This is a genomic window from Gulosibacter sp. (assembly GCF_052090685.1).
Lineage (GTDB): Bacteria > Actinomycetota > Actinomycetes > Actinomycetales > Microbacteriaceae > Gulosibacter.
Window position 1 is genome coordinate 69,139 of record NZ_JBQDBE010000011.1, and the last position, 11,728, is coordinate 80,866.

An 11,728-nucleotide genomic window follows, 5' to 3' on the forward strand; every position below is an offset into this window, starting at 1 on the left:
TCTAGATCGTCGAGTTCGGAAACGGTGGTGATGGCATTTCATTACTGCCGATGAAGCGTGATGCGATTTGGTTGAAGAGCGCCCCTTGATTTGCTGAAGTGTTCTGGTTCCGTGCAGCGACCTGAAGGACAAGCGCATAGCCCACAGTCAGTGGCACCAAACTCTCACTGGCGAGATTTGAGATTGTCGGTGGTGTCTTGATGATCATCCGTACGCGATCACGCAGCGAGACACCGAGCGCCTCAGTGATGAGAATGACATCCGTCTCGGTCGCGCTCGCATGTTCGATAATTGCATCCACTTCTGGAGTCTGGTGATAGGGCGCGAAGAGCACAATGACGTCGTCTGCACTCAGAGCAAGCAGATCATCCGCGATTCGATACCCCGTGTGCGACAGCGCGACAGCGTCGCAGCCAATTCGTGTGAGATGAAGTGCCAAGAACCCCGCGATGAAGCTGCCTGGACCAAGTCCAAACGTGAATACGCGGCGCGCAGCAGTCAATAGGGTTGCCGCTGCGTCGAATTGTTCGTCATCCAAGTCCTGCCGAAATCCCTCTAAGACACCGACTGAATCGGCGAACATGCTCATCAGGGGTCGTTCGGTTGCGAGCATTTGATCAATGTTGTGATCGAGTGCCGCTGACATATTCCGACGTCGAAGCACATCTTCCAAAAGCTCGCGCTTGAGGTCTCGGAGGCCACCATAACCAAGTTTCTGAACAGTACGTACGACAGTCGCGTCACTTGTCTCTGACGCCGCAGCAATCTGGAGCGCCGAGGCGTCAATCACCTCATCGGGATGCCGGAGAAGATAATCGCCGATCTTCCGCTCCGTCGGTGTGAGGTTAGCCAGTGCCTGCGTATAGCGCTCTTGAAAGCTGCCTTCAGTTGTCATCGTCGCCCAATTGTTCGTTCACCATTGAATGTTCGCCAATAGTAGGGCGGGCGACGCTGGGGAACTCAACAATGCTGCGGAGGGCAGCATCCCCAGCAGCAAACCCTGGCAAACTAACACCATGAATCGGCGGCCGCTCTCGCGCATCCTTGCCACCACGCTCGCGCTGGTGGCGGCGACGCTGCTGACCGGCTGCAGTGTCGCCGTTGATTTCTTGGCTGAGCCGTCGGATGCGCCGCAAATCACGCTCGAAGGCTCCGCCGAAGAGACCTACGACCTGAGCCACGATGCGCCACTGGCCCAGGGCTCCGCCGGTGCCGAAGCAGTGCTCGAACTCGTGAACCGAGTGCGCGTGCAGGAGGGACTCGATCCGCTCGAGTTGAACGCGCAGCTAAATGAAGCCGCCCAGGCACAGGCCGATCACCAAGCAAGTATCGAAACGATGACCCACGACGGACTCGGCGGGCTCGGCGAACGCGTCTCTGCCACCGACTATCAGTGGCGGATGGTCGCCGAAAACGTGGCAACCGGGCAATTGTCGTATAGCCAAGTCATGACCGGATGGGTCGATTCACCCGATCACTACGCCAATATCGTCAATCCCGATCTCACCGAAATGGGATTCGCTATGACGATCGGCGCTGACGGCCGGACCTACTTCGCGCAGGTCTTCGGAACGCCACTCTTCTAGCCCTCCTTCCGCACGGACCCCGCTTGGGAACATTCAGGGAATGTCATGCCATGATTCGAAGATTGAGGTAATCGGAGGCACGTAAACATGGCACGCTCGGAAGGGCTGGACGGGGCTGCAAGGATTGCAGCTGCGATTGAAGATCTCGGACCCCGTTCGTTCGGCGGCTCCCTAGCATGTTTCGGCGCCGTCCACGGCGGCAAGGTCGATAACTATCACGAACTCGTCGAAGTCCATTCCGTTGCCAGGCACCTCATCCTGCTCTTTGAAGACGGTGTCTCGGTGCACATCTGGCACCCGATGGGGCTAAAACTGGGTGTGCCGGGGCTTGTCATTACCGGGGCATCCAAGGTCGTTCTCGAAGTAATGACGATCGGCTCCGAAGGCGAACCAACAACTACGCGAACCACCGAATATCGCGTGACCGACTCCGCGGAGGTGGAAGTCCGCGCGGACTGGGATGCCCGCATCCCCAAATTCTGGCGCTTCGGCCGGAAGCGGCGCGAGCGAGTGATCACCGGCGAGGAACTCAGTCGCCCGATCATCGCCGCGCCAGCATTCGAGATCATTGACCACGAGGAATATTTCACGCCAGCGGACGACTGAGGTGTCCGGCGCGAGACTCGGTAACGCGCCCGACGCATCCACCGCTTAGACTCCGCTGTGTGAGCACCTCGACGACGCCGGAGCACGGCAAGCCAGACACCGCATCCGATCTGCTGACGACCCAGGACGGCGAGCAGATTCCCGCGAAGGAACAGCGCCGTCGCGCCTTCGCGTGGCAGCTCTACGACGTGGGTAACTCGGCATTCCAGGCCGTGGTCGTCACGTTCGTGTTCGCGACCTACCTCGCATCCGATTTCTTTCTCGACCCTGCCGTGGTTGCGCAAAAGGTCGACCCGGATTTGGTGAGCGCGACGAATCCACAAAACCCGGCGTACCTCGCGGCACAAGCGGGATCGCAGCAAATTATGAGCGGGCTTGACCTTGCGGCAGCGATCATCGTCGCGGTGATTGCGCCGGCGCTCGGTCGCTCGGCTGACGGATCAAAGAAGCGCAAGCTCTTCCTCGCGCTGTTCTCCGGCATCACGATCGCGTGCATGCTCGCAATGTTCTTCGTGTTCCCTGATGCCAAGTTCCTCCTATTTGGGGCTGCGCTTCTCGCTCTCGGCAAGGTGTTCTCGGACCTCGCCGAGGTGAACTACAACGCGATGCTTTCGCAGGTGTCAACGAAGGACAACGTCGGTCGCGTCTCTGGCACCGGTTGGGGACTCGGATATATCGGCTCGATCGTCTTGCTGCTCGTGCTGCTCGTGCTTTTCCTCCAGGATTTCAACGGGGATGCTCCCGGTATTGGTATTTTCGGGGTACCTGATGGGCTTGAGGGCCAGGCACTCAATATCCGCCTCGCTGTCGTCGTCGCAGCTCTGTGGTTCATATCCTTCGTAATTCCGCTGCTGCGTCGCGTCCCCGAAGCTGACGCTCCCGCAGGCGTTAAGCGAGTCGGATTCTTCAAGGCCTATGGCGAACTCTGGAAGACGCTGGTGTGGCTGTGGAAGAACGACCGGAAACTGCTGCAGTTCTTGCTATCCAGCGCGATCTTCCGTGACGGTCTGGGCGCGATCTTCGCCTGGGGCGCGGTGCTCGCCTCGCAGGTCTACGGATTCTCCGGCAGCGAAGTCATTTACTTTGCGGTTGCCGCCAACCTCGCCGCAGGCTTCGGAACGCTCATTTCCGGCTACCTGGATGACAAGTTCGGCCCGAAGACCGTGATCATCGCGTCCCTCGTCTGCCTGCTCGTTGCGGGCGTGGTGCTGATGTCCACGGGCAACGGCAAAACCGTATTCTGGGTGCTCGGCCTCATCCTGTGCCTCTTTGTCGGACCGGTGCAGTCGGCCTCGCGCTCCTATCTTTCGCGCGCGGTACCGACCGGTCACGAGGGTGAGATCTTCGGGCTCTACGCCACCACCGGCCGCGCTGCCGGATGGATCGCAAACTTGCTCTACTTCGCATTCATCACGTGGCTCATGCAGCCCAAGGCTGGCGTGTGGGGCATCCTTATTACGCTCGCAATCGGCCTCGCGATCATGCTCACCGTGCCGGCGAAGCGTCCGGTCGCGAAGCTCGACCAGTAGTTAGGTTGGATGTGCGGGTCGGTGAGATGACTTCTTGCTGTCCCGCACTTCCGCATTGCTGCACAGAATGGAGTCCCTGTGAACCCGAGTCAGCCCTCACCCAAGCCAGGACCACGCGAGGAACCCTCGGCCATTCCCTCGCTCGGAGCATCGGTGCGTTCGCGCATCCCCGCCTTTGAGGTAATGCGCATTACGGATGAGATTGGCCGGCGAAGAGCGTCTGGCCACGACGTACTGTCGCTGTGTGCCGGAGAACCTGAACCACGCCCCGGCCCGCGGTCGGTAACAGCCAGCGGATATACCGGGCCTCTCGGCATCCCATCGCTTCGACGGGCAATCGCCGAACATTACAGGCGCTGGTACGACATCGACGTCGATCCCGAACAAGTCGCGGTCACGACCGGCTCCTCGGGAGCGTTTCAGCTCGCGTTCTTGACTGCATTCGACCCGGGCGACCGAGTCGCGCTCGCGAGCCCCGGATACCCTGCCTACCGCAACATCCTGCGAGCGCTCGGGGTCGAGGTCATCGAGATCGCGACTGGACCCGACACCCGATATCAGCCGACGCCGACGCTACTCGACACGGCAGCTGCCCAGCACGGGCCGCTCTCCGGACTCATTCTTGCGTCACCCGCGAACCCAACCGGCACGATGCTTTCGCGCGCCGACCTCTTGGCGCTGGTGGAGTGGTGCCGCACAAACGGCACTCGCATGGTGAGTGACGAGATTTATCACGGCATCACTTACCCGCAGCCCGGTGATTCCGACCCACGAGGAGTGACCGCGCTCGAACTTTCCAGCGATGCGATCGTCATCAACTCGTTTTCGAAGTACTGGGGGATGACCGGTTGGCGGCTTGGTTGGGCGATCCTGCCACCTGCACTCGTGCCGCCATTTGAAGCGCTCGCGTCGAATTTCGCGCTATCGCCGCCCGCACCGGCGCAGGATTTTGCACTATCAGCCTTCACCGAGTCGGCCTATGCCGAACGCGAGGAAGTCGTCGCTGGATTCGCGCGCGCTCGGTCACTGCTCCTGGATGCGGAGCCGCAGCTTGAGTGGGGCGTCTCGGCTCCCTCCGACGGTGCGTTCTACTTTTACGCCGATCTCGGGAAGCAGCTTGAACGATTTGGCGACTCGACCACGTATGCTCGCGAGCTCTTGCAGGTCGCGGACGTGGCGGTGGTTCCCGGCAATGACTTCGACCCCGCCGGCGGTCACCGCACGGTGCGGTTGTCCTTTGCCGCTGGTGAACAAACAATCGCCGCGGCGATTGCGCGCATCCTGCAGTTTCAGCGCAGCGGGTAGGTCGCGATTTTACTCGCCCCTCCAGAAGCCGCCTGCCCTACCCGGGTCTTGTCGGAGGCGCGAAGTATCCTGTTCTTTAAAGCAGGAGGGAAACGAATGACTCTCATTGAGATGAACAAACTGATCAATGTCCACACTGTGGATACTCACGATTTCGCTCGCCGCCGGGACGAGATTCTTGTTCGAGTGGGCAGCACGTACGACGAACTGCTCGCCAAAGAAGACACCTACTCACTTACGAAGACAGAATCGGCAGCGCTCCTCGAACTGCGTAACCTGGACTTCCTCATCGGTGAGTAGCCACCGTCCAAACGCCACGTCGGACGAGAACCACATCGTCCAAGCAGCAACAGAGTGGGCAGGTGAACTCCTCTACGACCTCGCCCGCATCCTTCCCTCAGATGCAATCGAATTAGTGCCCAATGTCGACACCATGGAAGGAACAGGCCGCGTCACGGTCTCCCATCCAGGCATCCCTCTGCTCGTTGAAGGTAAGCCTGTTCTAGAACTCGAGATCGCGTATTGGCTCGTCTCACGTTCCTCAATAGATCCAAGACTCACGGTTGAGTCATCATCACTAAAGTTGCGAGTGGTCGATGTACAAATGCCACTATTTTCGCTTGATTTTAGGCGCAACGAGAAAAAGAACATTCCAGCCAGCCACTACAACGTTCATGCCAAGCGTGACGACATGGTGTGGGCAATGGCATCCGCAGGTCGGCGTCATCGTGGACGACGCCGTCGGCAAGCACTCGACTCCGGCAAGCGCAATCCGCAATTTAGCGACCTCCATTTCCCGACCGGAGGGGCGCGGTATCGCCCTTCCTTAGAGGATGTTCTTCAATTCGCCATTCTTGAGTTTGGAATCGACACGAGACCAGAGGCCGATGATGTGCTGATAGAGCGTCGACGCGTTTGGCGAGAAATTCAATTGCGCGCTGCCATCGGTGATGACCTTGAAACTGCCATTAGTGAGTTGGAAGCTCAAGGGTTTGCTGTTGAACGGACGCGGACAGTGCCCTCGCCTCGGCGCGAACGAACTGACCGATACTAGGAACGCCGAATACGCGTAGGTCTGGAGAGCGCCAGATACCGTCTTGAAGGCTTCAGGCCGCAGGAAGGGTGAAGCCCAGCAATACCAGAATCCTTTCCCCAGCGATCCGCGGCATACTTTGGGAATGACGGCCAACGACGCCCCGCACCAAACCGCGCGCTCACGCATCCGCCCCGCAAGCCGCGCCGAGCAACTCGCGACCGGCCGCGCGTTGCGAAAGCAATCACCGCGGAAATCACTCGCGACCCTCAAACCAACAGGCCGCGATCCCGTAGCCCACCTCGAGGAGCAGAACGCGACTCGGCTCCAGCACCTCGTGCCGTTGCGGTTCGGGCGGATGCTCGCCAGTCCATTCGCGTTCTACCGCGGCACCGCGGGACTGATGGCCCTCGATCTCGCGAATGATCCGCACTCGGGCATCCCGGTACTCGCCTGTGGGGATGCGCATGTCAGCAATTTCGGGTTCTTCGCCTCCCCCGAACGTCGGCTCGTGTTCGATCTCAACGATTTCGACGAAGTCGCAATCGCGCCGTGGGATTGGGATGTGAAACGGCTAATCACGAGCATCATTGTCGGCGGATTCGACAATGGCGACGATGAGCCATCGATTCGGAAGAGCGCCCTCGCTGCCTTCGCCGCGTATGCGGATGGGCTGCGCGCGATGGTCGATCAGAGCCCCGTGGAGCGCTACTTCGTGCAACCACATATCGAGGCGCTCACCGCAAAGATCGACAAGCACACGCGAAAGGTACTGGAACGCTCGGTTGATTCGGCGCATAAGCGGACTTCGGAGCGCGCTGTTCGGCGCAATACCGAGCGAGATGAAGATGGCCGCTTGCGGTTCATCGAGCAGCCACCACGCATGACGCGGCTTGACAATATGAACGCGCCCCTCGTTGGTCGACTCTTCGATGAGTATCGCAGCACCGTCACCTTCGATGTCGCGTCGGTGCTCGCACAGTACGCCCCGACCGATACGATTCGCCGCGTGGTCGGGGTCGGTAGCGTCGGTACGCGCTGCGCATTGCAGCTGCTCGAAGGTGCCGATGACGACACCCTCGTGCTGCAGATCAAGCAGGCGAACCAGTCCGTGCTCGCGCAGTATGGCGGGTTCGCGCAGCCCCTTCGGTTGGCGGATGCCGTGGGCCGGCTTGGCCAGGGAGCTCGCGTGGTCAACGGCCAGCGGCTGCTGCAGGCGGTGTCGGACCCCTTCCTCGGGCACCTGCAATTCGACGACAGTGACTTCTACGTGCGCCAGTTCCACGATATGAAGGGCTCGGTGGAGCTCACAGAACTCGACTCGGATGGGTTTCGCGACTATGGCATCCTGTGCGCAACGCTGCTCGCGCGAGCGCATTCGCAGAGCCCGCTTGCGGTCGAGGTGGTGGGCTATATCGGGGCCTCAAAGACAGTCGCCGAGGCAATCGTCGATTGGTCCTTCGCCTACGCCGAACAGTCCCTTGCCGATTTTCGGGCACTGGAGGCCGCGGCCGCAGCGGGGCGCATCGAGGTGCAGCGCGAAGACTGACCGGCGCCGCAGGTCACGCAACCGCCTGCGAAACTTTCCGCGCCGCTACAAGTTCCCGAACCCGCGGCAGCACGTACTGCCCCAGCTCAATATTGACCGCGTTCCAATCGCCATAGCCACGCAGCGAGAAAGTGGTGTATCCGAGGTCGTAATAGGCCGCGAGCGCCTCGGCGACGCGTTCATAGCTGCCGACGAGCACCGCGGATGATCCAATCGCGCCGGTGGTTTGCGCGAGCTTCGTCCACAGCACCCCGTCGTGAAGCTCTTCGCGTTCCGCGATGTTCAGGATGCGGTGGGTAGATTCCGCGCCCTGTTTACCCGAGTGCGCCTTCACCTCGCTCGCCGCCCGATTCCGCGAGGCCCACGCGGCGAGTCGCTCCTGGATGCGATGGGCTTCGGCCCAGGCCAATTCATCCGTCGGCGCAGTGATCACGCGCGAGTCAAGCATCAGTCCGAGCGGCGCATCCCGGTCGGCTTTCGCCTCGAGAGCGCGGAGCTTCGCGATCTCCGCGCGCGATTCCGCGAGCGGTTCGGTGAAGGTCGAGAAGATATCGGCCGCGGCCACGCCGGCCTGGAAGGCGGCCGCCGAGGAGCCGCCGACCGAGATGGGCAGCGGCGCTCCGGCGTGCGGTTTGATGCGCGGCGTGTAATCGCGGATCGTGTAAAACTCACCCTCGAAATCGAAGGATGCGTCCTCGCCCCAGCTGCGGCGGAGGAACTGGGCATATTCGGTCATCCGCCGATAGCGCTCATCCTTCGTGGCGAAGTCACCCTCGCGCTGCTGATCGGAGTCCAGCCCGCCCGCGATGAGGTGCACCTGCGTGCGGCCGCCATTGATCTGGTCAACCGTGCCATAGGCGCGCGCCGCCATCGTGGGTGCCAGCGCGTTCGGCCGCAGCGCGATGATCGACCCGAGCCTGTCGGTGTGCTGGCCGATTGTGGTCGCCACCGTGAAAGGATCCAACGAATACGAAGAGTAAATGATGATCGTCTGGTCGAAGCCGCTGGCTTCCATGATCTGTGCCGAGGCGATGGTCCGCTTCACGTCAATCTCGGCGACATCGACCCCGTTCCATCCGTCTGCCGTGCTCAATGTGCCGACAAATTTCACGTCGTCCTGGGCTGACACAGTGCTGGTTCTCCTTAGGATCCGCAAATTGTTGGATCTGGTACATTTACTTGGGTTGCCAGTCTACAGATCGAATAATTTGGCCGCAGCGCGGCCACCTGAGGGAGCTTCATTGCCCAACGCAATACCCGAACGCGTCTTCGCCGCAATCCCACCCGCGATAACGCCGTCAGCCCTCGACGAACTCACGAAGATTCTCGCCGCATCCGCCGCCGAAGCCGACGCGACCGGACGACTCTCCTGGGACTCGATCGAAACGGTCCACGAGGCGGGACTCCTCACCGCGACGGTCTCGGAACGGTTCGGCGGTCGCGAAATCGACTTCGGCAGCTACGTGGATGCGTACGCCGCCATGGGTGAGGGCGACCCCGCGGTTGCCCTGGTGGCGCTGATGACCTCGATGCAGCATTCCGCGGTCGCCAGTGGCGTCACCTGGCCCACCGATGTCTACGAGCAGGTGCTGCAGGATTCGGCGAAGCGTCCAGTGCTCGTGAACACCGCACGTTCCGAGCCCGCGCTCGGCGCGAGCGAACGCGGCGGTCAACTCGCCACCACGGCGCACAAGACTGAACGCGGCTGGGTGATCAACGGCCGCAAAGCGTTCGTCACCGGTTCCGAGCTTCTCGACTGGCACGTCGTCCTCATCGCACTCCCCGATGAGGGTGGGCTCGCGCGCGCCTTCGTCCCCGGTAACGATCCGGGTATCGAGGTCATCCAAAGCTGGGATGGGATCGGGATGCGCGCCTCGAGCACGCACGATGTGGTCTATCGCGAGGTCGAGATTCCGGATGAGCACCTCATCCCATCGACCGGCGGCACCGGACCCGCGATCATTGGCGCGATGTTCGGTATCGGATTGAGCGCGATCTATCTCGGGGTGGCTCGAGCGGCACGAAACGCGCTCGTGAAGTTTCTGAACGAGCGGGTGCCAGCCTCGCTCGGCGCACCGCTCGCGACCGTCGAGCGGCTGCAGGATGCGACCGGTGAGGTGACGGCGGAGTTGATTGTCGCCGAGGAAGTGCTCCACTCGGCAACCACCCAGCTCAGTCAGGGCGTCGAGCCGGATGCGACCCGCATCGCCGCGACCAAGCTCATCAGCACGCGCGCCTCGATCAATGTCGTGCAGGAATCACTTCGCATTGCGGGTAGCTACGGGCTCAGCGGCAGCGGCCCGATCCAACGACACCTCCGGGACGTGCTGTGCGCGCGACCGAATCCACCGCAGGAGGACGTCGCGATTCGACGTCTCGGTATCAACTCCCTCGCGGAGGCACACTGGCGACTCAACAACTCCACACTGAGAGACAACAACGCATGAATTTGCTCCCCATTTCGCCCCGTTCATCGCGCCGTCGTGCCGTGCGTGGGGTGGCCATGATCGCCGCCGCAGCCGCAACCCTCGTGCTCAGCGCCTGCGCGGGAACGAATAGCAATCCCGACTCCACCGAGGCGGTCGAGGGCGGCACGCTACGCATCGACGGGCCGATGGACGCCGGAGCGAACCCCTGCCTCGACCCCTTCCAGGGTTGGGGTAGCGACTGGACCCTCCTCACCTCCAATATCGCTGAGCGACTCGTGGATCAGCATCCCGAAACCGGCGAAATCGTGCCGTGGCTCGCATCCGGGTGGGAGATCAGCGAAGACGGACTGAACTACACCTTCACCCTGCAAGAAGGCGTCACCTTCAGCGACGGCTCGGCGTTTAACGCGGAAGCCGTCAAGACCGCCTATGACGCGGACCTCGCCCTGCTCGAAGAGAACCCCGGAGTGCTCGGCGGCGCGGACATCGCGGGCCTCGAGTCCATCACCGTCGATGACGAATACACCGTGACCCTCACGCTCGACCAGCCCAACGCATCCTTCTTGAACCGACTCTCGTGGAACCGCCTCGGCATCCTCTCCCCCGCGTCCTACGAGCTTTCGGCGCAGGAGCGCTGCGAGGTCGGGATCTCGAGCACAGCCGCATTCGAGGTTACCGAGTTCACGCCCTACGAGTCGATCGTGTTCAGCGCCCGCGGGGACTACACACCGACTTCCACGCTCAACACACACGACGGCCCCGCACACCTCGACACGATCGAGTACTACTTCGTCGGCGAGAACAGCGTGCGCGTGGGCAACCTGACCAGCGGTGCGAGCGATATCGCGTGGAAGGTGAATCCCTACTCTCCCACCGACCTCGAGCAGTTTGCAGCGAACGGCAACATTACGCTCGAACAGCGTTCGATGCCCGGTACGACCTACTTCTACTGGACGAATACCGCGGCCGAGCGCCCGTTGAGTGACAAGAACATCCGCCTCGCGGTGCTCCACGCGCTCGACAATGAGACCTACGCCGACGTGCTCTACGGCGAGGACTACCCCGACCTCACCGGGATGTACGACAGCTCGACCTCGCTCACCGAACCCGCCGACGCGAGCCTGTACGCCTACGACCCCGAGCTCTCGGCCCAGCTGCTCGAGGAGTCTGGCTGGGAACTCGGCGAGGACGGTTACCGCGTCAAGGACGGCGAGCGGCTCACCATCGAGGCACTCAGTTACGGCACCGACCCCGTTGGGGAGGCGCTCCTGCAGTCCCAGCTCAAGGAAGTCGGCATCGACCTCCAGCTCATTGAGGTTCCGGCCGCCGAACTCGTCGCGCTCGAAAACGCGGGGGAATTCGACATCGCCTACGGCTACTTCAACGGCAGCGACCCAATCACACTCTTCCGCTTCTACAACCAACCGGGTGCTGGTGGGCTGCGCGGCCTCGACGAGGACACGACCGCCGCGATCATCGACCTCATGGATGCGAACCTCGCGGCCGCTGACGATGAGGAACGCCTCGCGCTCACGAACGAGTTGCAGACGCTCATGCTCGAAGAGGGCCTGATCCTGCCGATCTTCGATCGGATGCAGCAGGCTGCGGTGTCGGATCAGGTCGGTGGGTTCCAGTTCACCGCCGAGTCGGTGATCCGCTTCCACGACCTCTGGTTGAACCAGTAGCGAGGC

At 61.7% G+C, this 11,728-nt stretch carries 11 protein-coding genes; 9 read left to right on the forward strand and 2 right to left on the reverse strand.

Annotated features, from left to right (window positions below; genetic code table 11):
- Nucleotide 1 precedes the first annotated feature (1 nt).
- Nucleotides 2-895: a MurR/RpiR family transcriptional regulator gene (locus ACTHXA_RS08935; RefSeq protein WP_441671504.1), complete on the reverse strand. Its 894-nt coding sequence runs from the start codon at nucleotides 893-895 to the stop codon at nucleotides 2-4.
- Nucleotides 896-1,016: 121 nt separating this feature from the next.
- Between ACTHXA_RS08935 and ACTHXA_RS08940 the strand changes: the two genes are divergently transcribed.
- From ACTHXA_RS08940 to ACTHXA_RS08970, 7 genes are all read left to right on the forward strand, one after another.
- On the forward strand, nucleotides 1,017-1,586 hold the full coding sequence (locus ACTHXA_RS08940) for a CAP domain-containing protein (protein ID WP_441671506.1): 570 nt from the start codon (nucleotides 1,017-1,019) through the stop codon (nucleotides 1,584-1,586).
- Nucleotides 1,587-1,673: 87 nt separating this feature from the next.
- Nucleotides 1,674-2,192, forward strand: a complete 519-nt coding sequence (locus tag ACTHXA_RS08945) for a hypothetical protein (RefSeq protein WP_441671508.1) — start codon at nucleotides 1,674-1,676, stop codon at nucleotides 2,190-2,192.
- Nucleotides 2,193-2,251: 59 nt separating this feature from the next.
- The gene (locus ACTHXA_RS08950; protein WP_441671510.1) at nucleotides 2,252-3,721 is read left to right on the forward strand and encodes an MFS transporter; all 1,470 of its coding nucleotides are present in this window, start codon (nucleotides 2,252-2,254) and stop codon (nucleotides 3,719-3,721) included.
- Between the two features lie 78 nt (nucleotides 3,722-3,799).
- Complete coding sequence (locus tag ACTHXA_RS08955) at nucleotides 3,800-5,026, forward strand: pyridoxal phosphate-dependent aminotransferase (RefSeq protein ID WP_441671512.1); 1,227 nt, start codon at nucleotides 3,800-3,802, stop codon at nucleotides 5,024-5,026.
- 96 nt (nucleotides 5,027-5,122) lie between these two features.
- Nucleotides 5,123-5,326, forward strand: a complete 204-nt coding sequence (locus ACTHXA_RS08960; protein WP_441671514.1) for a hypothetical protein — start codon at nucleotides 5,123-5,125, stop codon at nucleotides 5,324-5,326.
- A gap of 115 nt (nucleotides 5,327-5,441) precedes the next feature.
- Nucleotides 5,442-6,080 carry a hypothetical protein gene (locus ACTHXA_RS08965; protein ID WP_441671516.1) on the forward strand — a complete coding sequence of 213 codons (639 nt, stop codon included), beginning with the start codon at nucleotides 5,442-5,444 and terminating at the stop codon, nucleotides 6,078-6,080.
- Nucleotides 6,081-6,204: 124 nt separating this feature from the next.
- On the forward strand, nucleotides 6,205-7,608 hold the full coding sequence (locus ACTHXA_RS08970) for a DUF2252 domain-containing protein (protein ID WP_441671518.1): 1,404 nt from the start codon (nucleotides 6,205-6,207) through the stop codon (nucleotides 7,606-7,608).
- A 13-nt stretch (nucleotides 7,609-7,621) separates the two neighbouring features.
- On the opposite strand, the gene ACTHXA_RS08975 is transcribed toward ACTHXA_RS08970, so the two are convergent.
- A complete protein-coding gene (locus tag ACTHXA_RS08975; RefSeq protein ID WP_441671520.1) occupies nucleotides 7,622-8,737 on the reverse strand; it encodes an LLM class flavin-dependent oxidoreductase in 1,116 nt (371 codons plus the stop codon).
- 112 nt (nucleotides 8,738-8,849) lie between these two features.
- Here ACTHXA_RS08975 and ACTHXA_RS08980 point away from each other — a divergent pair, with 112 nt between their 5' ends.
- Together ACTHXA_RS08980 and ACTHXA_RS08985 are read left to right on the forward strand one after the other, a co-directional pair.
- Nucleotides 8,850-10,055, forward strand: coding sequence for an acyl-CoA dehydrogenase family protein (locus ACTHXA_RS08980; protein WP_441671521.1), 1,206 nt, complete (start codon nucleotides 8,850-8,852; stop codon nucleotides 10,053-10,055).
- Nucleotides 10,052-11,722, forward strand: coding sequence for an ABC transporter substrate-binding protein (locus tag ACTHXA_RS08985; RefSeq protein WP_441671523.1), 1,671 nt, complete (start codon nucleotides 10,052-10,054; stop codon nucleotides 11,720-11,722). The genes ACTHXA_RS08980 and ACTHXA_RS08985 overlap by 4 nt, the downstream gene beginning before the upstream one ends.
- The last annotated feature ends 6 nt before the right edge of the window (nucleotides 11,723-11,728 follow it).

Bases quoted from the DNA above. Each gene is read 5' to 3' on its own strand.
- ACTHXA_RS08960 (WP_441671514.1), top strand. From the start codon at position 5,123: ATGACTCTCATTGAGATGAACAAACTGATCAATGTCCACACTGTGGAT.
- ACTHXA_RS08935 (WP_441671504.1), bottom strand. From the start codon at position 895: ATGACAACTGAAGGCAGCTTTCAAGAGCGCTATACGCAGGCACTGGCT.
- ACTHXA_RS08945 (WP_441671508.1), top strand. From the start codon at position 1,674: ATGGCACGCTCGGAAGGGCTGGACGGGGCTGCAAGGATTGCAGCTGCG.
- ACTHXA_RS08970 (WP_441671518.1), top strand. From the start codon at position 6,205: ATGACGGCCAACGACGCCCCGCACCAAACCGCGCGCTCACGCATCCGC.
- ACTHXA_RS08985 (WP_441671523.1), top strand. From the start codon at position 10,052: ATGAATTTGCTCCCCATTTCGCCCCGTTCATCGCGCCGTCGTGCCGTG.
- ACTHXA_RS08940 (WP_441671506.1), top strand. From the start codon at position 1,017: ATGAATCGGCGGCCGCTCTCGCGCATCCTTGCCACCACGCTCGCGCTG.